This is a genomic window from Actinoalloteichus caeruleus DSM 43889 (genome assembly GCF_000429185.2).
Lineage (GTDB): Bacteria > Actinomycetota > Actinomycetes > Mycobacteriales > Pseudonocardiaceae > Actinoalloteichus_B > Actinoalloteichus_B caeruleus.
Map to the genome: position 1 here is coordinate 4,908,876 of NZ_AUBJ02000001.1, position 19,490 is coordinate 4,928,365.

Below are 19,490 nucleotides of genomic sequence, written 5' to 3' on the forward strand. Positions count from 1 at the left end.
CCCGCCCGGTGGACCTGGGGGAGCTGCTCGGGCCACTCCGGCGGGGGAGCGGCGACCCGTGCCTCCGCACCCACGGCGACGCCTACTGGTGGGCGACCAACACCGACGAGGGCCCCGGGACCCTGGCGCTGCGACGGCACCGGGGGGCGGTCCTGGCGACGGCGTGGGGGCCCGGGGCGGCGCGGCTGGTCGAGGGGCTCCCGGCGCTGTGCGGCGCCGAGGACGACGACGGCGGGTTCGTCGCGCACCACCCGGCGGTCGCCCTCGCGCGCCGGACCCTGCCGGGGCTGCGGCTGTGCTCCACGGGCCGGGTGTGGGACGTGCTGCTGGCCGCCGTCCTGGAGCAGAAGGTCACCAGCACCGAGGCGTGGCGCTCCTGGCGTGAGCTGGCCCGCCGTTTCGGCGGGCGGGCCCCCGGCCCCGACGGGGTGGACCTGCGGGTCCCACCGGACCCGGCTCGGCTGCGGTCGATCACCGACTGGCAGTGGCACCAGTGCGGTGTGGACGGCGCGAGGAGGCGCACCCTGCTGGCGGTCGCGGGCGTCGCGTCCCGCCTGGAGCGCGCGGTCGAACTCGGCGGTGCGGAGGGACGGGCGCTGCTCCGCGTCGTGCCCGGCGTGGGGGAGTGGACGGCAGCCGAGGTCGCCCAGCGGGCCTGGGGCGACCCCGACGCGGTGAGCGTCGGGGACTACCACCTGTCCAACACGATCGGGTGGGCGTTGCTCGGCCGGCGGGTGGACGACGCGGGCATGCTCGCGTTGCTCGCCCCCTACGCCGGCCAGCGGCACCGCGCGGTCCGGTACCTGACGGCGGTCGGTTCCCGCGCCCCCCGGAGGGGGCCGAGGCTGTCACCCCGGGACTACCGGGCCTGCTGATCCGGCCTCAGCCGCACCGGCCGCCCTGGTCATCGCCAGGCTGACCATGGTGGGCACCGAGTCCACGTCCGCCGGCAGCGCCGCCAGCGGGAACCAGCGCAGGTCGAGCGACTCGGCGCTGAGCACCTCCCGCGCCGCCACCGGGGCGCGCACCAGGAAGCGGACGTCGAAGTGCCGGGTCGGCACACCGAGGGAGCAGGTCACCTCGTGGACGTCGAGGTGCAGGGGACGCGGGTCGATGCGCAGCCCGGTGATGCCGGACTCCTCGGTGGCCTCCCGCAACGCCGCCGACACCAGGTCGGTGTCCTCCGGTTCGCAGTGCCCGCCGAGTTGGAGCCACCGCCCGACCCGGGGGTGGAGCGTCAGCAGGGTGCGTTCCCCCGTCGCGTCCAGCACCAACGCGGAGGCGGTGAGGTGGCCGGCCTCGCAGGACCGGTGGCACGCGTCCGCCCTGGCGGCGAGGAAACCCAGGAAGGCCTGGCGCAGCGCCTCCTGCCCGGGGTCCGCCGTCCGCCACGAGGACAGGCAGCGCACGGCGTTGGTGTGGAGGTCCGGCCCTGGCGCGGTCACAGCTCCACCATGCCCTCGTCCAGGGCGGCCGGCGGGCGGGGGCCCTCGGCCGGCTGGGCCGGGTGCCCCACCGCCACGGTGCCCAGCGGTTCCCAGTGCTCGGGTAGCTCGAGCACCTCCCGCACCACCTCCGGGCAGAACAGGGTCGACGACACCCAGCAGGAGCCGAGGTCCTCGGCGGCGAGGGCGACGAGCAGGCCCTGCACCGCGGCGCCCCCGGCGACGGTGAACATCGACCGCTCCGCCTCCTGTCGCCGCGCGTCGGGGTAGTCGTGCGCCGCGTCCCGGACCAGGAAGGGCAGGACGAGTTCGGGAGCGCGGTGGAGCAGGTCACCCCGCCGCACCCGCCGTTCCGCGCGCTCGACCGTCAGGCCGTCGCCGGCGAGGTCGGCCAACCACGCCCGCCGCATGGCCGCCAGCAGCGTCCGCCTCCGCACCGGGTCCCGGAGCCACACGAAGCGAACCGGGCGGCTGTGGTGGGGTGCGGGGGCCGTCAGCGCGGCACCCACGGCACGGCGCACCGCGTCGGGGCTCACCGGCTCGTCCGCGAACTCGCGGACCGACCGCCGCGACAGGACGGCCTCGGACCGCCCGCGTCGCACCGCCTCGGCGGTCCCCATGCGGAACAGGTCCTGCTCCACCGGCCGCACCAACGCGCGTGCCGTTGACCCGTCGTCCACCAGGCGCAGCCCACGCACCACGGCGACCGGCACGCCACCCAGTTTGCCCTTGACCAGGTCGGCCGCGGCGGCGATCTCGTCGGCCAGCGCCACGGACGTCACCGCGAGTTCGTTGCCGTGCTGGTCGACCCGCCCGGCGTAACCGTGGAGCACCGGCAACCCGGAGGCGCCGATCGCCGCGTCGGTCTGCCCGTTCCGCCAGGCCCGGCCCATCGTGTCGGTCACCACGACCGCCACCTCGACGCCCAGCCGCTCCCGGACGCCGGCCCTGAGCCGCGCGGCGCTGGCGTCCGGGTCCTCCGGGAGCAGCGCGATCTGGTCGGTGGCGACGTTGGAGGCGTCGACCCCGGAGGCGGCCTGCACGATGCCCAACCGGTTCTCCGTGATGAGGCTGTTCCGGAACCGGGCGATCACCGAGACCGCCTCCTGGCCGACCAGTTCCCGCCGGGCGGCCTCGCGGGCCTCCGGGTCGCGGGGAACGGTCACCAACCGGCCCTCGGCCTTCGAGACGATCTTGCTGGTGACCACGACGACGTCGTGGTCCCGCAGCCAGGGGGCCGATCCGGCGACCAGCGCGGCCAGGTCGGTACCGGGCCGGACCTCGGGCAGCCCCGGGACCGGGAACAGTTCGAGGCGGCTCGCCGCGTGGTCGCCCTCCCGCACCGGCGGCGTGGTGGTGTCGGAACCGCCCCGCGCCGGGCCGGCGCCCTGGGGTGCGGGGCTCTCCTCGTGGGGGGTGGACGTCGTGCTCATCGGGTCACCTCAGCCAGATCGAAGGCCGCCTCCACCATCGCAGCCGTGGCGGCGACGTCGGACATGAGCAGCGGCACGGAACGCACCGCCGCGCCGGGGACGACGGCGGTGTCCCCGGTGTGCACGAGCCAGCCGTCGAGCAGGCCGGAGCCCCCCTGCCCCCGCCCGCCGTAGTGCCGGCCCACCCCCTCGGCGGTCGAGGGGACCCCGATGGCCCGGAGACAGGCGTCGGCCATGCCCCGGAGCGGTTTCCCCGCGATGATCGGGGACACGCCGACCACGGGGGCGGAGGTGGCGCGCACAGCGTCCCGGACGCCCTCGACGGCCAGGATCGACCCGATGCTGACGACGGGGTTGGACGGCGCCAGCAGCACGATGTCCGCTTCGTCGAGGGCGGCCGCGACGCCGGGGGCCGGGGTGGCGGTCTCGGCGCCGACCTGGCCTATCCAGTGCGCCGGTAGGCCAGCCCTGTGCCGCACCCACCACTCCTGGAAGTGGATCGCGCGCCGCTCCCCGGAGTCGGGGTCGTCCACCGAGACGTGGGTCTCCACCCGGTCGTCGGACGCGGGGAGGAGCCGGACCCCCGGCCGCCACCGGTCGCACAGGGCCTCGGTGACGGCGGACAGGGGGTAGCCGGCGCGGAGCATGCGGCTGCGCACCAGGTGCGTGGCGATGTCCCGGTCGCCGAGGCCGAACCAGTCCGGGGGCGCGCCGTAGGCGGCGAGTTCCCCCTTCACCGCCCAGCTCTCCCCCGCGCGGCCCCAGCCCCGTTCCTCGTCGATGCCACCGCCCAGGGTGTACATGCAGGTGTCGAGGTCCGGGCAGATCCGGAGACCGTGCATCCAGGTGTCGTCGCCGGTGTTGACCACCGCCGTCACCTGGTGTTCCCCCACGTCGCCGCCGGAGCCCGAGGTCGGTTCCCCGACCGGGGGCAGTCCGAGCGCGGCCTTGACCCCGAGGAGGAAGCGAGCGCCCCCGACTCCCCCGACCAGCACCACGATTCTCACGAGGCGTCATCCTCGCATTCCCCGATCACGGCCACCGCCGGGAGCCGTCGGAAGCGGGTCGGACGGGCGGCGCGGGCAGCGGGGCTCGGGCCTACCGCCAGAACCGGAACTCCGACCCGCCCCAGGCGGCCAGCATGGCGTCGCCGCCGATCAGGCGGAACAGCTCGGAGGTGAGGGTGAACAGCCCGTCGGTCAGGTACGGGAAGCCGATCTGGGGCAACCCCAGCAGGACGGCGAAGAGCGCGAGCGGGGCCCAGGGTCGGGCCACCGACCCGTAGTGCCGCCACTTGGCGGAGAGGTGCGGTTCGAGCGCCCCGTACCCGTCCAACCCCGGAACCGGGAGCATGTTCAGCACGAAGGCGATGATCTGGACGTAGGCCAGGTAGGACAGCGCGGCCGCCAGCGTGAGCGGGGGCTGGGTCAGCGACACCGCGGCGACGAGCAACCCGCCAAGGGCGAGGTTGGTCAGCGGGCCGGCGAGGGAGACCCCGCTTTCCACCGCACGGGAGCGCAGCGCGTGCCGGTTGATCCAGACCGCCCCGCCTGGCAGCGGGATCCCGCCCGCCATCAGCAGCAGGATCGGCAGCAGCAGGCTCAGGACCGGGTCGGTGTACCGCCGGGGGTCGAGCGTCAGGTAGCCCTTGTCCCTGACCGACAGGTCCCCGCCCCGGTAGGCGACGGCGGCGTGACCGAACTCGTGGAGGCACAGGGAGACCGCCCAGCCGCCGAGGACGACGAGCACGACTCCCGCGGTGGCGGCGGCGGAGGCGTCGACGAGGGTCAGCGCGCCGCCGGCCACGGTCGCCGCGAGGATGGCGAGGAAGAGCGGGCTGAGGCGAACGGGAGAACTCGTCACGAGGCCAGTGTCCCCCACCTCCCGGGGGCGACCGGTGGGAGAGAGGTCCCTCCCAGCCGGCCCGCCGCCACCGCCCGATCGGTGGGCCTTTCGCGGCGCGTCGCTGTCAAGCGGCTGTCCGTGGGTTTCCGGGAAACCTCCTGATGGCCTAGCGAGTTCGGCGTTCCGCACCCGCCTTCGGGAACCCCGTGCGCTGGTAACTCGTTCGGCTGACTATCGCTTGACCCCTAGCGGTTACACAGGTGTAATCACATCGGTGTCATTCGTCGACCGAGGGGGCCGACGGGTGGCGTCCGCCAACCGGGGAGTGCGGAAGGCGAGGAGGCGGACGTGCGGGAATTCGAACTGGACCGTGAGACAGAGCGGGGGACCGTCCAGCTTGGGGAGTTGGACGTGCTGACCGGTTTGTTCGATACGGGAGAGGAAGAACAGGACTGGCAGGAGCGCGCACTGTGCGCGCAGACCGATCCGGAAGCGTTCTTCCCAGAGAAGGGTGGGTCGACCCGGGAGGCGAAACGGATCTGCTCCGGCTGCGAGGTGCGCTCCGAGTGCCTCGAGTACGCGCTGGCGCACGACGAACGTTTCGGCATCTGGGGCGGACTGTCCGAACGTGAGCGACGCAAGCTCAAGAAACGCGCGGTCTGACGCCGCGTGTGCGGAGCCCCTCGGCACGCCGAGGGGCTCCGTCGTTCCCGCGCCCAGGGGGCGGCCCGGAGCCCCGTCTGGCGTTCTCGCCACGGGCGCCCGGTGGCTGCGCTGCGTAGTCGGAACTCGGTCAGGGCACCCCCGCCGCGGTCCGGAAGTGATCTTGGCCACGTCGGTTGTCCCGGGCGGGTCGGCCACCCGTTCCGGTCCGGCGACCGGACCCCGCCTCAGTCGTCATGGGGATTCCGGAGTACTCGCAGGTGTGGCCGACCAGGGCTGGTCACCGACTCCTCGGGCACCTCTGCCTGCCGGTCGACGCGACCGGCCTCGCGGACTGCCTCCGCGAGCGCGGTCAGATCGTCGACCGACGGTTGGGACAGGGCGAACTCGCCCTCGTACCGGACTACGTCCCATCCCTTGGGTGCCGTCAACCTCATCGCGTGCGCTTCGCACAAGTCGTAGCTGTGTGGCTCGGCGTAGGTGGCCAGGGGCCCGACAACTGCGGTGGAGTCCGCGTACGCGTAGGTGAGCGTGGCGACAGCCGGGTTGGTACACCCGGTTCGCGAGCACCGTCTCACGCTCCGCACAGCGGGGACGATAGCGCCTGTCCGCCCTGGCGAGTAGCAGCCACGCGGATGACACGCTTTCGTGATCCATTCCCCGCCGGTCACGCTCCGGTTCCGCCGGTCCGCCGGTGGGTGCTCCTGGGCAGCCGGTCCGGTGACGGCGGACCGGAAGGGCTGCCTGGTCCCGTACCCTTGGCCCTGTGGCGGTAGCGCGCGGATACCAGAGGCGAACTCGCTGCCGACGTGATCGGCGGGGGCGTGGCCTGCGAGGCACGCTGTACCCGCCGTCGATGCCGGCGGCACGCAGTCGGGCGGAGCGGTTCGACGCCCTCGTGCTGGAGGCGCTGGAGCCCATCGAGCAGCGGTGGCGGGCGGAGCTGACCCAGCTCGACGTCGCCGTGGACGATGTGCCCGAGCTGCGCGCCGGCTACCGGCCGGACGGCGACCAGGGTGATGTCGTGGGCGACGGCGAGATCCCCCTCGCGCGGCTCGTACCGGCGGGCGTCGACCGGCGCGGCGTTCCCACCAGGGCCAGGGTCGTGCTCTACCGCCGGCCCCTGGAGGCGAGGGCGCGGGACGGCGCGGACCTCTCCGACCTCGTGCACGACGTCCTGGTCGAGCAGGTGGCCAGCTACCTCGGTCTTGATCCGGATGTCGTGGAGGGTGAGGGCTGACCGGAGGCTTTGCCCACCGACCCGTTCTGGTGACCGCTCCGCGCCGGTACCCTTCGGAGGCCAGGGTCGGCGAGATCGGGGACGGCCCGCAGTGAGGGAGGCGGCGTGCGCGACCTGTCCGACATCGTGAAGGCCTACGACATCCGCGGTCTGGTCGGTGAACAACTCGACGAGGACGTGGTGCGGGACATCGGCGCCGCGTTCGCGCGACTGGTGGGCGGCCCGGAGATCGTCGTCGGCCACGACATGCGGGAGTCGTCACCCGGGCTCGCCGCGGCGTTCGCCGAGGGGGTCACCGGCCAGGGGATCGATGTCGTGAGCATCGGTCTGGCCAGCACCGACATGCTGTACTTCGCCTCCGGCACGCTCGACCTGCCCGGCGCGATGTTCACCGCGAGCCACAACCCCGCCGCCTACAACGGCATCAAGTTGTGCCGGGCCGGCGCGGCGCCCGTGGGCCAGGACAGCGGCCTCGCCGAGATCCGCGAGATGGTCGCCACCGGCGTCCCGGGTTTCGTGGGGAGGCAGGGAACGGTCCGGCAGCGCGACCTCCTCGCGGACTACGCCCGCTACCTGCGCGAACTGGTGGACCTGTCCGGTTCCCGGCCGCTGCGCGTCGTGGTCGACGCCGGGAACGGGATGGGCGGCCACACCGTCCCCAGCGTCTTCGAGGGGCTGCCGATCGAGATCGTCCCGCTGTACTTCGAGCTCGACGGCGAGTTCCCGAACCACGAGGCCAACCCGCTCGACCCGAAGAACCTGGTCGACCTACAGGCGCGGGTCCGCGCCGAGGGGGCCGACGCGGGACTCGCGTTCGACGGGGACGCCGACCGCTGCTTCGTGGTGGACGAGCGGGGAGAGGCGGTGTCCCCGAGCGCGATCACCGCGCTGGTGGCCGTGCGGGAACTGGCCAAGGAACCGGGCGCGACGGTGATCCACAACCTGATCACTTCCCGGGGAGTTCCCGAGATCGTCACCGAACACGGCGGGAAGCCCGTCCGCACCCGGGTCGGCCACTCCTTCATCAAGCAGACGATGGCCCAGACGGGGGCGATCTTCGGCGGGGAGCACTCGGCCCACTACTACTTCCGCGACTTCTGGCGGGCGGACACCGGCATGCTCGCCGCGCTGCACGTGCTGGCGGCCCTGGGCGAACAGGACCGGCCGCTGTCCGAGCTCACCGCCGCCTACCAGCGCTACCAGGCGTCGGGGGAGATCAACTCGACGGTGGACGAGCCGACCGAGCGGCTCGCGGCGGTGCGGTCCGCCTACGCGGACCGCCCCGAGGTGGTCCTCGACGAGTTGGACGGCCTGACCGTCTCGCTGCCCGGGGGAGCGTGGTTCAATCTGCGCCCGTCGAACACCGAGCCGCTGTTGAGGTTGAACATCGAGGGACCGGACGAGGCGACGGTCGCGGGACTGCGCGACGACGTGCTCGCGATCGTCCGAGGCTGACGTCGACGACGAGTCAGAGGGCGGCGTGCCGGCCTTGCGACTCCCGGTGAAGAGGAGGAACCGTGGCCGTTGATCTGAACCCCCGTCTGCTGGACGTGCTCGCGTGCCCGTGTGACGAGCACGGCCCCCTGCGGACCGGTACGCCGTCCGACCCCGACGCCGACTACCTGACCTGCACCCTGTGCGCCCGACGGTTCCCGGTCCGCGACGGCATCCCGGTGCTGCTGCTGGACGAGGCCGAGGGCGGCCCGGACGCGGCGCGGGGGACCGGAACCGGCGCACCGACCGGTGGGGACTCGGCGAGCAGGTGATCCCGGTGCTCGACGACACCCTGCTCGACGATCCGGCGTGGCTCCAGCAGGCCGACACCGCCGGTCTGCTCCGGGCGGCCGCGACCCCGGGAGCCCAGGTGCGGGCCACCGCCGGCGCCGCGGTCGAGGCGGGCCTGTCCCGCCTCGTCAGTGAACGGCCCAGGGCGCTGGTCCTGCTCTCCAGGAGCACCGCCGGCGCCGACGCGGCACCGCTGGTGACCGCGCTGCTGGGGCCGGAGTGCCCGGTCCCCGTGGTGACCTCGCCCGACGTCCCGCGCTGGGTCGGCCCACTCGACGTCGTCGTCGTCCACGTCGACGACATGGTCGACGAACCCGCCCTGGCGGAGGGCGTGTACCGAGCGGGCCGGCGCGGGGCGCGGGTGGTCGTCGCCGGGCCCGGCGACGGGCCGGTGGCCGCCGCGGCGGCCGGCGGGCAGGCGATCCTGCTCCCCACCCGGGTCCCGGTCCCACCGGGGTTGGGGCTCGCGGCCGCCGTCGCGCTCACCCTCGCGGTGACCGACGCGCTCGGGCTCCTCCGCGTCGACCTCGACGGTCTGGCCGACCGGTTGGACCACGCGTCGGAGCGCGACCACCTCTCCCACGAGTCCTTCGTCAACCCGGCCAAGTCGCTGGCGCTGCGGCTCGGGGAACGCCTGCCGCTGCTCTGGGGCGTCGACCCGGTCGCGGTCGCCGTGGCCGGCCACGGCGCGGGCGCGCTGGCCGGGTTCGCGGGTGTCGCCGCCGACGCCACCGGCTACCAGCAGGCCGAACGCCGTCCCGCGCTGTTCAGGACCGCCGTCTCCCAGGGCTCCGACGGGGACATCTTCGCCGACCCGGACGACCTGTCCGGGCAGCAGCGGGTGCGGGTACTGCTGGTCAGCGTGCCCGCCGGACCGGCCGCGTCCCCGGTCCCGCCCCGCCCCGACCAGCGCGAGGCGGACCTCGTGCTGCGGAGGGCGACGGACCGCCTTCCCGCCGCGGACCTCCTCGTTCCCGGTGAGGAGTCGCAGGGCGACCCGGTGACCGGCGCGTTGTCCCTCGCGTGCCGACTGGACACCGCCGCCGTCTACCTCGGTCTGACCACCGGGGCGATGGGCGGCTCGGCCGAGCTGCGGCCGTCCGGCGTGTGACCGTCCGGGCGGCGGCCAGCGCCGGCCCGGCTTGAGACCAGCGGACAAGCGAACGAGAGACGACAGTGGACCTGCTGCGCAATCCGGTGCGCCCCTATGCCTGGGGTTCCCGCACCGCGATCTCGGAACTGCTCGGTCGACCGATCCCGGCGCCCCACCCCGAGGCAGAACTGTGGCTCGGCGCCCATCCCTCCGACTCCTCGGTCCTGGTGCGGCCGGACGGTACCGAAGCCGCCCTCACCGAGCTCCTCCACGCCGATCCGATCGGGCAGCTCGGCAGCAAGTGCGCCGACCGGTGGGGGCCTCGGCTCCCCTTCCTGATGAAGGTGCTCGCCGCCGAGGAACCGCTCAGCCTCCAGGCCCACCCGTCCTCCGAGCAGGCGGAGGAGGGGTTCGAGCGGGAGGAGGCCGCGGGCGTTCCCCTGCTGGCACCGACCCGGAACTACCGCGACAGCAGTCACAAACCCGAGTTGATCTGCGCGCTCACCGAGTTCCACGCCCTGGCCGGTTTCCGGGACGCCCAGGTGACCCTGCGGTTCCTCGACGCGCTCGACGTGCCGACGCTGCGGCCCTACACGGGCCTGCTGGCCGCCGAGCCCGGGCCGGGTGGGCTGCGGGCGCTGTTCACCACCCTCATCACGCTGCCGCAGCGCGCCCTGGACGTGCTGCTCCCGCCGGTGCTGGAGGGCTGCGTCCGGCACCTGCGGGAACGCGGCGCGTTCGGTCAGGAGTGCCGGACGGTGCTGGAGCTGGGGGAGGCCTACCCGGGGGACGCGGGGGTCCTGGCCGCCCTGTTGCTCAACCGCGTCGTCCTCCAGCCAGGGGAGGCGATCTACCTCCCGGCGGGGAACCTGCACAGCTACCTGCTGGGCACCGGGGTGGAGATCATGGCGAACTCCGACAACGTCCTGCGCGGGGGACTCACCCCGAAGCACGTGGACGTGCCGGAACTCATGCGGGTGCTGGACTTCGCCCACGGCCCGATGCCGGTGCTGACCGGTGACCAGGAGGGCCAGCACCTGACCGTCTACCGGACCCCGGCCGAGGAGTTCCAGCTGTCGCGCATCGACTGGGACGCCGACGAGGTGGCGCCGGTCGCCCTGACCGGCGCCACCCCCCAACTGCTCCTCTGCACGGACGGTCAGGTCACCCTCACCAGCCCCGAGCACGGTGAACTGGAGGTGTGCCGGGGGCAGTCGGTGTGGCTCCCGGCGGAGGACCCACCGGTGCGGGTGCGCCCGGCGACCGGGGCCCGCACCCAGCTCTTCCACGCCACCGCGCCGCTCGGCTGACCACCGCCGAGGGGCCGGCGGTCGTCGCGCCGGCCCGGCGGGCACGCCCCCCGTTGGTCGCGGTTCGTCCGGTTCGTGGCGACCACGCCATCGCGCGGGCCCGGCCCGTCCACCCCGACCCGGGTGGGTGATCAGAGCGCGGTGGGACTCGTGCCACCCAGCCGGCTCCCCACGCTCTCGCTACCGTGACCAGCGCGGCGGCGGGTGAGGCGCCCGGGCACGGGTCTGCCGCTGCGGCGCTTCCACCCGCGGTCAGCGCGCTGACCCGGGGTCGGACCACGGGAGGGCGGGGCGTGGCAGGGGAGGAGAGCACCAGGGCGGTACTGGCCGCGCTGGCCGCGAATCTGGGTCTCGCGGTCGCGAAGTTCGTCGGTTTCCTCGTCACCGGGTCGTCGGCCATGCTCGCCGAGAGCGTGCACTCGGTTGCCGACACCTCGAACCAGGGGCTGCTGTTGGTCGGGAAGCGGACCTCCCGGCGGAGGGCGACACCGGAACACCCCTTCGGGTACGGACGGGACCGCTACTTCTACGCCTTCGTGGTGGCCCTGCTGCTCTTCTCCCTCGGGTCCGTGTTCGCCCTCTACGAGGGCGTGCGCAAGGTGTTCGGCGCGGAGACCCTCACCTCTCCCCTGGTCGCCGTGGTGATCCTGCTCGTGGGCATCGGGCTGGAGTCCCTCAGCCTGCGGACGGCGGTGCGCAACTCCCGGGCCGCGCGGGGGACCCGGAGCTGGTGGCGGTTCATCCGGCAGGCCAAGGAGCCCGAACTCCCCATCGTGCTGTTGGAGGACAGCGGTGCGCTGGTCGGGCTGGTACTCGCCCTCGCCGGTATCGGCCTCACCGTGCTGACCGGCGACCCGGTGTGGGACGGCGTGGCCACCCTCGGCATCGGCGCGTTGCTCGGGTTCATCGCGGTCACCCTGATCATCGAGACCAAGAGCCTGCTGGTGGGTGAGGGGGCGAGCGCCGAGGAGGTGCGGCGCATCCGGGAGGCGCTGGTCGGGAGCCGGGTATCCCGCGTCATCCACCTGCGGACCGAGTACCTCGGGCCGGAGGAGCTGCTGGTCGCCGCCAAGATCGCCGTGACGGCGTCGCTCTCCACCCGCGAGGTGGCCGCCGCCATCGACGAGGCGGAGGGCAGGCTCCGCGCCGCCGTTCCCGTCGCCCGCCTCGTCTACCTCGAACCCGATCTCGACCGGGGGTGAACGGTCGACGGGCGGGTGGGAGGCGCTGCGGCGCGGGCGGTGTCCCACCCGGTGAGCCGACCACGACCGTGGCCCCGCGGGCCTGGCTCGCCCGCCGCCCGGACGGCGAACCGGTGCGAAACGACCGAATCGTCCGGTGGGCGGGTGCGACCGGTGCTCACCCCCGTGTGGCCAACGTCAAATGGTCTGGACTTCAGCGCCGCGAGGACTATCGTTTCGGTGACTTTCCAACGGTGGGGCCTCGGGGGGAACCCCGGGGAAGGCAGTGAGGGGCGAACGACATGGCCCGGCATGGGCTGATGCGAACCAAGAGCGTGGAGCAGTCCATCGCCGAGACGGACGAGCCCGGTACGCGACTCCGCAGGGACCTCACGGCCTGGGACCTGACGGTCTTCGGTGTCGCGGTCGTCATCGGAGCGGGGATCTTCACGTTGGCGGCCAGAACCGCCGGGAACGTGGCCGGCCCCTCCGTCTCGTTGTCGTTCGTCCTCGCCGCGATCGCGTGTGGCCTGGCCGCGTTGTGCTACGCCGAGTTCGCCTCGACCCTGCCGGTCGCCGGTTCGGCCTACACCTTCTCCTACGCGACCTTCGGCGAGTTCCTCGCCTGGATCATCGGCTGGGACCTGATCCTCGAGTTCGCCCTGGCCTCGGCGGTGGTCAGCAAGGGCTGGTCGGACTACCTGCGTGAGGGACTGGCCCTGCTGGGTCTGGACGTGCCCACCACCGTCACCCTGGGGTCGCTCGAGTTCGACTGGGGCGCCGTCCTGCTCATCGCCGTGCTGACGCTCCTGCTGGCCCTGGGCACCAAGCTCTCCTCCCGGGTCAGCCAGGTCATCACCGCCATCAAGGTCGCCGTCGTGCTGCTCGTGATCATCGTGGGCTTCGCCTACGTGCGGGCCGAGAACTACTCGCCGTTCATCCCCCCGGCCCAGGGCAGCGCCGAGGGTGGCGGTTCCGGGCTCGACCAGTCCTTGTTGTCGTTGGTGTTCGGCGTGGAGACCAGCACGTACGGGGTGTTCGGCCTGCTCGCGGCGGCGTCCCTGGTGTTCTTCGCCTTCATCGGATTCGACGTGGTGGCCACGACGGCCGAGGAGACCAGGAACCCGCAGCGCGACCTGCCCCGAGGCATCCTCGGTTCCCTGCTCATCGTGACCGTCCTCTACGTGCTGGTGGCCCTCGTGCTGACCGGGATGCAGAGCTACCAGGAACTCGCCACCCAACCCGGCGGGCAGGACGCCACCCTGGCGACCGCGTTCGCCGCGAACGGGGTCGACTGGGCCGCCGGAGTGATCTCCGTGGGGGCTCTCGCCGGTCTGACCACCGTGGTGATGGTGCTCATGATGGGCCAGATCCGGGTCCTCTTCGCGATGTCACGGGACGGGCTGGTGCCCCGGAGGCTGGCACCGACGGGCAGGCGCGGCACGCCGGTGCGGGCCACCCTCCTGGTCGGTGGGGTGGTGGCCGTGGTCGCCGGTTTTCTCCCGGCGCACGCGCTGGAGGAGATGGTGAACGTCGGCACCCTGTTCGCCTTCGTCCTGGTCTCCGCGGGGGTCATCGTCCTGCGCCGCACCCGGCCGGACCTCAAGAGGGGATTCCGGGTCCCGCTGGTCCCGTTGATCCCGATCCTCGCGATCCTCGCCTGCGTCTGGTTGATGTTCAACCTGACCGCGCTGACGTGGGTGCGGTTCTCGATCTGGATGGCGCTGGGCGCGGTGATCTACTTCGTCTACGGCTACCGGAACTCCACCCTGGCCAGGCGGGAGCGGATGGCGACGGCCCCGGCGGGCGCGGCCGCTGGCCCGGTGCCCTCCGAGGCGGGTGACGCTGCCGGGGGACGCGGCGGGGCGGGACCCCGGGGCCCGGCGACGGCCCAGGACGACGGTGCGGACGGTGCGTCCGGCGGCGGGTCCACCTCCGACGGCACCGGGGACGGCTCCTCCTCCGGCGCTGCGGGTGACTGACCTGACCCGGTCGGTGGCGGGGCCGTGGGGCGAGTCGGCCGGCGGGATTCGACGCCGCCGGTGACCGGTCGGCGTCGACCGCCCACGGCTCGTGCGGAGAGGAGCGCCGTGCCTCGGGGGTCGGTCCACGCTCGCCACCGGCCCCCCGACGCACCGCGGCCCGCTCCCAGCCGCCCCGGCTCGGTGCCCGTTCGCGGGCACGGGTCGGGTGGGGGTTCCTGACGGACAGCCCGGTCCACCACCCGCGCGTCGGCGGACCAGTCCGAGGCCGGGGGCGGCCCCACGAGAACCCGGGACGGACGCGGCCGGCGGCGCCGCCGTCGAGCCGGACCCGGGCGGTGCCTCGGGTTGACCCCTCCGGGCGCCAGGGGGACCGGGGAACCCGCCCGAGGGAGCCGGGGAGTGCGGCGTCACGTCATCCAGGGCACCACGCGGATCTCCCCGCGCGCCGGCGGCCAGCTCCTCGGCGTCCCGGCTCGTGACGGCGGTGAGCGCCGTCCTCTCCGCTCGGGGCGTGGTCCCAGGGCCCGGGCCCGAGGGCCACCCCAGGGCGCGCGAGCGCTCCTCGCGTGCGGCTCCGGGCCGGCGACGCCCGTCGACCCCGAACGCTCAGCCGCCCTTCACCGGCAACTCGGCGGCACGTTCCCAGGGAGTGCTGCGGCCCCGGGGGATCTCGGTGGGAGGTGGCACGGGGTCGGATAACGACGTTTTCGACGGTCGTCCCGGCGGTCGTCCTCGGCCCTCCGGGTCGGCCGAGCCACCACCACCGCCGTCGATCGGGTCCGCCGCTCCTCGTGGAGGGGACTGGCCGGCGGCGGCGCCGTCGGAGCCCACCCCCAACGCGCTGAGCAGGCTGCCCGTCGTCGGGGTGTCCCTCGGTGGCAGTTCCAGGCCGGCCGCGATGGCCACCGCGCGGTCCCACTCCGGGTCGACGGGGTAGTCGTAGTGCGAGAGCACCCCGGGGCTCCACCGACGACCGGTGAACGGCCCCCGCATCGGGTCGGGGAGCCAGTGGTCGCCGCCGAGCACCAGGGCGCCGTTGGGGCTCCGCGTCGCGGCGGGCAGGGGGCCGACCGAGCCGTCGGCGCGGAACCCGACGCCGATCAGGGTCCCCTCGTAGACCTGCCGGTTCCAGGTGGTGACCGGCCCGCCCAACGGGTCCGTCCCACGGCAGAGGGAACGCCACCGGCCCCGGAGCGCGCCGGACAGCTCCGCCAGGGAGGACAGCGGCACCACCGAGGGGAACGCGCGCGCGTAGATCCACTGGAGCTGGGAGCCGTGCGTCACCAGACCGACCCGGTGCCGGTCCGCGTCGGGCAGGGACTGCGCGAGCCGCGCCGCCGTGACCGCCGCCAACAGACTGCCCTGGCTGTGCCCGGTGATGACCACCCGGACCCCGGGGTCCTTGAGGTGGTGGACCACCCGGTCCGCCAACTCGGGGATGACCTTCAACGCGTAACAGGGCGGCACCGTCGGGTGGGCCTCCCTGGGCCAGAAACTCGTCAGGTCGGCGAGGATGCCCAGCACCTTGGCGGTTTCCGGGCGCCGTTTCGCCAGGTGGACGGTGCGCAGCAACGCCAGGGCCAGCGCGGCGAGCACCACGACCCCGATCCCGGCGAGCGGGTCGAACCAGTCGGGCAGCGAGACGTCCGCGAGCCGGACGACCAACGCGATCAGCGCACCGGCACTGAGCACCCCGGCGACCAGCAACAGGATGTGGTGCAGGTGCCGGCGCTGCGCCGCGGCCCACCACCAGGCCCTCGCGCCTACTCGGGAGTCCTCCGGTCGGCCCGCGTGCAGGAGCGTGGTCTCGGGCGGGGCCAGTCGGTCGCGGCGCTCGGCGAGCCAGCGGCGGAAGAGCACCACCGGGACGACGACCGCGACCGCGACGACGGCGAGAACGGCACCGGCGCCCCACAACAGGGTGATCGCCTCGTAGCCCTCCGGATCGGCGAGATGTCCTCGCCCCAACAACTGGCGGACGGTGAGCGTCAACCCGGCACCGAACCCGGCTCCCAACAGGGCGGCCAGGGTGAGCACCGGAGCCGAGAACCAGCCCCCGGCCCAGGGGCGCTGGTCGCGCGGTTGCCCGCGCCACTCCACCCGCGCCAGCCAGGCGGCCGGGACGAGCAGGGCGCCGAACAGGACGCAGCAGAGCGCGAGCAGGGCGGCGACCACCTCGACGGTGAGCGTCGATGCCGGCAGCTCGGCGGGCAGCGGGCCCAACCGGACCGACACCAGGGCCACGAGCAGTACCGACGCGCCGACCATGACCTGGGACGGCCAGGACCCCAGGAACCGCCGGAGCCTTCCCCCCAGGCCGCCCCTGGCCCGCAGCTCCGGTGGGTCGTCCAACAGGGCGGTGGCCAGGAGCCCGAAGAGGAACAGGGCGGCGGCCGACCACCACAACCAGTCGTTGGAACCGTCGGTTGCGCCGGTGGGCCCGCCCAGCGCGAGGATCGCGACCACCGCCAGCGTCGCCACGGTGTGCGTCATCCGGAGAACGGGGGTGTCGGGGTCGGCGATGACGGTCTCGCCGGGGAGGCCGGCGAGCCGGCTGCGCCGCCGCTCCGGGTCGGCGGGCAACGGGTCCGAGGACCTGTTGACCTTCCAGCTCACCGTCGACACCCGGTGCAACACGGCGACCAGGGCCACCACCGGGAGCAGGCCGAGCACGGCGCGTCCCAGGTCCCACCCGCGCAGGGAGTCCGGCGCGAACGGCAGGCAGGAGGAGCCGGGCCGCAGGCACTGCGTCGCGACGAGGTCGAGGAAGATGACGGTGAGCTGGGACACGAGCAGGCAGGAGAGCAGGAGCGCGGCCAACCGGAGCAGGGCGCGCAGCAGGTGGCCGAGCCCCCGGGAGGCGGCGCTGCCCTCCCGCACGGGAGGCAGCATCCAGTGCGCGACGTTGGCCATCGCGAAGGGGAAGAGCAGTGCCCAGGTCGCCTTCGCGAACCCGCCGGAGGTCATGCCGCCCCAGACGTAACCCTCGACGACACGTGGCACCGGCCGTCCCCCGGCGTTGAGCATCGGTCCGGGCGCGGGTCTGCGGAGCCGGTCGGCGGGGCGGACGAGTTGGCCGAGGCCGTCCCCGGCCACCTCGACGGCGGACACCGATCCGGTCAGGTCCTCCGGGGTGGTTCCGAGAACGCCGTGGACCCTCAGCTCCACGACGCGTGTGTCGGGCCCGGGTATCACCACGGCCACCGCCCTCCCTGCCCCGTCGTGCTCCGTGCGATCGATTATCGGTTCTCCGGTGGTGGATCGGTGGCAATCCTGGGCTATTTGATCGTCACTGGCGAGTATTGGGGCTCCGGCGTGGCGAACGGTAGTGTGCGGGGGCTGTTCCCATGTCGTGAGGAGACGCCTGATGAGCGCCGAAAGGCTCCAGACCCGTGCCGGTATCGAGTTCGCCATCGCAGACCTGTCACTCGCCGACTTCGGACGCAAGGAGATCCGGCTCGCCGAGCACGAGATGCCCGGGCTGATGGCGCTGCGGCGGGAGTACGCGGGCACGTTTCCGCTGCGTGGAGCCCGTATCTCCGGATCGCTGCACATGACGGTGCAGACCGCGGTGCTGATCGAGACGCTGGTGGATCTGGGCGCCGAGGTCCGGTGGGCGTCCTGCAACATCTTCTCCACCCAGGACCACGCGGCGGCGGCCGTCGTCGTGGGTCCGAACGGCACCGAGGAGGAGCCCAAGGGCGTCCCCGTCTTCGCCTGGAAGGGGGAGACCCTGGAGGAGTACTGGTGGTGCACCGACAAGATGCTCACCTGGGGTGGGGGCGCCCTGCCCAACATGCTCCTCGACGACGGTGGCGACGCCACCCTGTTGGTGCACAAGGGAACGCAGTACGAGAAGGCCGGCGTGGTTCCCTCGGCGGCCGACGACGACCCCGACGAGTGGAAGGTCATCCTCGACCTGCTCGGCCGCTCGCTGAAGGAGGACGACTCGCGGTGGACGCGTGTCGGGGAGTCCATCCTGGGCGTCACCGAGGAGACCACCACCGGCGTCCTGCGCCTGTACCAGCTCGCGGCGGCCGGTGAGCTGCTCTTCCCCGCCATCAACGTGAACGACTCGGTCACCAAGTCGAAGTTCGACAACCGGTACGGCATCCGGCACTCGCTGATCGACGGCATCAACCGGGGCACCGACGTCCTCATGGGCGGCAAGGTCGCGGTGGTGTGCGGCTACGGTGACGTGGGCAAGGGCGCGGCCGAGTCGCTGCGGGGTCAGGGCGCCAGGGTCATCGTCACCGAGATCGACCCGATCTGCGGTCTCCAGGCCCTGATGGACGGGTACCAGGTGTCCACGCTGGACAGCGTCATCGACCAGGCCGACATCGTCATCACCACCACGGGCAACAAGGACGTCGTCAGCGCCGAGCACATGTCCCGGATGAAGCACCAGGCGATCCTGGGCAACATCGGGCACTTCGACAACGAGCTCGACATCGCGGGGCTCGCCCGGTGGAAGGGCGTTCGGCGCGTCAACATCAAGCCGCAGGTCGACGAGTGGGTCTTCCCCGACGGCCACTCGATCATCGTGCTCTCCGAGGGGCGCCTGCTGAACCTGGGCAACGCCACCGGGCACCCGTCCTTCGTGATGTCGAACTCCTTCTCCAACCAGGTGATCGCCCAGATCGAGCTGTTCACCAAGCACGAGGAGTACGACAAGGAGGTCTTCCGGCTGCCGAAGAAGCTCGACGAGAAGGTCGCGCGCATCCACCTGGAGGCGCTGGGTGGTGAGCTGACCAAGCTCACCAAGGAGCAGGCCGAGTACATCGACGTCGCCGTCGACGGCCCCTTCAAGTCCGAGCACTACCGGTACTGACCGTCCCGGTCCCCGGCGGATGCCCAGCCGGGGGCCGCTCCCGGTCGCCCACCTGTCGCCGGCGGGCTCCCGTGCGGTGCCGGGTCCGCGTCTCGGCGCGGGCAGCCGCTCCGCCCGGCCCGAGGAGCACCCCGTCCCGCCCGAGGGCGGCGGTCCCGCGCGCCCTCCCGACGATGTGCCGGACTCCGGTTGGTCGGGGCGCCCCGCAGCCGAGGGACCATCCGGCCGTGGTGGGTCGCCCGCTGCCGCCGCGTGACGCGCCCGGGTGCCCTCCGGGCGGGTCGTGGTGGTGGCGGTCCTCGGTCCCCCCGTTCGGCGCGCGCCCTGCCTCGGGGGGCAGCACCTCCCCCCGCCCCTCGTCGCGAAGCCGCCACCCTCCCCTTGGCCAAGGCGCCGGTGGCCGGGCTCCGCCCAGCCCCGAGCCCGGCGGTGATCTCCTCGTGCTGGCTGGGCGCCGGCGGGGCCGCGCACCCGGCCCGGAGGAGGTGGTGCGCGAGCCAGCCGCCCCCGTCCGAGCACGGGGCTGGCCGCCGCTGCCGCCGGGCAGCGCCCCGCTGGTGGGGTGCCGGCTGAGCGGTCCGCCCAACCCGTGGTGCCGACGGGAGGCGTCGAGGCGGCTGGTGGTGCCGGCGGCGCGTCGCGGGGCCCGGAAAGCGACGACCGGTGCCGGACCTGGGTG

The 19,490-nt window shown here is 73.5% G+C and carries 16 protein-coding genes; 10 read left to right on the plus strand and 6 right to left on the minus strand.

From position 1 onward, the window contains the following. Nucleotides 1-8: 8 nt before the first annotated feature. On the plus strand, nucleotides 9-875 hold the full coding sequence (locus G443_RS19895; protein ID WP_026419317.1) for a DNA glycosylase family protein: 867 nt from the start codon (nucleotides 9-11) through the stop codon (nucleotides 873-875). On the opposite strand, the gene G443_RS19900 is transcribed toward G443_RS19895, so the two are convergent. The 4 genes from G443_RS19900 to G443_RS19915 form a co-directional block, all read right to left on the minus strand. Continuing rightward, nucleotides 849-1,445 carry an NUDIX hydrolase gene (locus G443_RS19900; RefSeq protein WP_026419316.1) on the minus strand — a complete coding sequence of 199 codons (597 nt, stop codon included), beginning with the start codon at nucleotides 1,443-1,445 and terminating at the stop codon, nucleotides 849-851. The two genes, G443_RS19895 and G443_RS19900, sit on opposite strands and share 27 nt — an antisense overlap. Next, nucleotides 1,442-2,878: a coenzyme F420-0:L-glutamate ligase gene (locus G443_RS19905; protein WP_245588851.1), complete on the minus strand. Its 1,437-nt coding sequence runs from the start codon at nucleotides 2,876-2,878 to the stop codon at nucleotides 1,442-1,444. Before G443_RS19905 ends, G443_RS19900 begins: the two co-directional genes overlap by 4 nt. Then, nucleotides 2,875-3,885 (minus strand): 2-phospho-L-lactate transferase, encoded by a 1,011-nt coding sequence (cofD, locus tag G443_RS19910; protein ID WP_026419314.1) that lies wholly within the window; start codon nucleotides 3,883-3,885, stop codon nucleotides 2,875-2,877. Before cofD ends, G443_RS19905 begins: the two co-directional genes overlap by 4 nt. 91 nt (nucleotides 3,886-3,976) lie before the next feature. Then, the gene (locus G443_RS19915) at nucleotides 3,977-4,741 is read right to left on the minus strand and encodes a site-2 protease family protein (RefSeq protein ID WP_026419313.1); all 765 of its coding nucleotides are present in this window, start codon (nucleotides 4,739-4,741) and stop codon (nucleotides 3,977-3,979) included. A 387-nt stretch (nucleotides 4,742-5,128) separates the two neighbouring features. On the opposite strand from G443_RS19915, the gene G443_RS19920 reads away from it, so the two are divergent. Next, complete coding sequence (locus G443_RS19920; RefSeq protein WP_169533982.1) at nucleotides 5,129-5,386, plus strand: WhiB family transcriptional regulator; 258 nt, start codon at nucleotides 5,129-5,131, stop codon at nucleotides 5,384-5,386. Between the two features lie 227 nt (nucleotides 5,387-5,613). Here the strand turns inward: G443_RS19920 and G443_RS19925 are convergent, their stop codons facing one another. Beyond that, nucleotides 5,614-5,964, minus strand: coding sequence for a DUF3499 domain-containing protein (locus G443_RS19925; protein ID WP_016699407.1), 351 nt, complete (start codon nucleotides 5,962-5,964; stop codon nucleotides 5,614-5,616). 188 nt (nucleotides 5,965-6,152) lie between these two features. Between G443_RS19925 and G443_RS19930 the strand changes: the two genes are divergently transcribed. The 7 genes from G443_RS19930 (at nucleotide 6,153) to G443_RS19960 (ending at nucleotide 13,977) form a co-directional block, all read left to right on the plus strand. Next, a complete protein-coding gene (locus G443_RS19930; protein WP_081715528.1) occupies nucleotides 6,153-6,626 on the plus strand; it encodes a metallopeptidase family protein in 474 nt (157 codons plus the stop codon). Nucleotides 6,627-6,731: 105 nt separating this feature from the next. Continuing rightward, nucleotides 6,732-8,081, plus strand: a complete 1,350-nt coding sequence (locus G443_RS19935) for a phosphomannomutase/phosphoglucomutase (protein WP_026419311.1) — start codon at nucleotides 6,732-6,734, stop codon at nucleotides 8,079-8,081. A 62-nt stretch (nucleotides 8,082-8,143) separates the two neighbouring features. Further along, complete coding sequence (locus tag G443_RS19940; protein ID WP_026419310.1) at nucleotides 8,144-8,392, plus strand: Trm112 family protein; 249 nt, start codon at nucleotides 8,144-8,146, stop codon at nucleotides 8,390-8,392. Nucleotides 8,393-8,397: 5 nt separating this feature from the next. Beyond that, nucleotides 8,398-9,522 carry a hypothetical protein gene (locus tag G443_RS19945; protein WP_026419309.1) on the plus strand — a complete coding sequence of 375 codons (1,125 nt, stop codon included), beginning with the start codon at nucleotides 8,398-8,400 and terminating at the stop codon, nucleotides 9,520-9,522. 65 nt (nucleotides 9,523-9,587) lie between these two features. Further along, complete coding sequence (manA, locus tag G443_RS19950) at nucleotides 9,588-10,814, plus strand: mannose-6-phosphate isomerase, class I (RefSeq protein WP_026419308.1); 1,227 nt, start codon at nucleotides 9,588-9,590, stop codon at nucleotides 10,812-10,814. A 293-nt stretch (nucleotides 10,815-11,107) separates the two neighbouring features. Next, nucleotides 11,108-12,016, plus strand: a complete 909-nt coding sequence (locus G443_RS19955; RefSeq protein WP_026419307.1) for a cation diffusion facilitator family transporter — start codon at nucleotides 11,108-11,110, stop codon at nucleotides 12,014-12,016. Between the two features lie 281 nt (nucleotides 12,017-12,297). Continuing rightward, nucleotides 12,298-13,977, plus strand: a complete 1,680-nt coding sequence (locus G443_RS19960) for an amino acid permease (RefSeq protein WP_026419306.1) — start codon at nucleotides 12,298-12,300, stop codon at nucleotides 13,975-13,977. 609 nt (nucleotides 13,978-14,586) lie between these two features. On the opposite strand, the gene G443_RS19965 is transcribed toward G443_RS19960, so the two are convergent. Next, nucleotides 14,587-17,148, minus strand: coding sequence for an alpha/beta hydrolase family protein (locus G443_RS19965; RefSeq protein ID WP_245588850.1), 2,562 nt, complete (start codon nucleotides 17,146-17,148; stop codon nucleotides 14,587-14,589). Between the two features lie 199 nt (nucleotides 17,149-17,347). Between G443_RS19965 and ahcY the strand changes: the two genes are divergently transcribed. Further along, nucleotides 17,348-18,811 carry an adenosylhomocysteinase gene (gene ahcY / locus G443_RS19970; RefSeq protein ID WP_026419304.1) on the plus strand — a complete coding sequence of 488 codons (1,464 nt, stop codon included), beginning with the start codon at nucleotides 17,348-17,350 and terminating at the stop codon, nucleotides 18,809-18,811. The last annotated feature ends 679 nt before the right edge of the window (nucleotides 18,812-19,490 follow it).

Coding starts and splice junctions, on each gene's coding strand:
- G443_RS19905 (WP_245588851.1), bottom strand. CDS start 2,878: ATGAGCACGACGTCCACCCCCCACGAGGAGAGCCCCGCACCCCAGGGC.
- G443_RS19960 (WP_026419306.1), top strand. CDS start 12,298: ATGGCCCGGCATGGGCTGATGCGAACCAAGAGCGTGGAGCAGTCCATC.
- ahcY (WP_026419304.1), top strand. CDS start 17,348: ATGAGCGCCGAAAGGCTCCAGACCCGTGCCGGTATCGAGTTCGCCATC.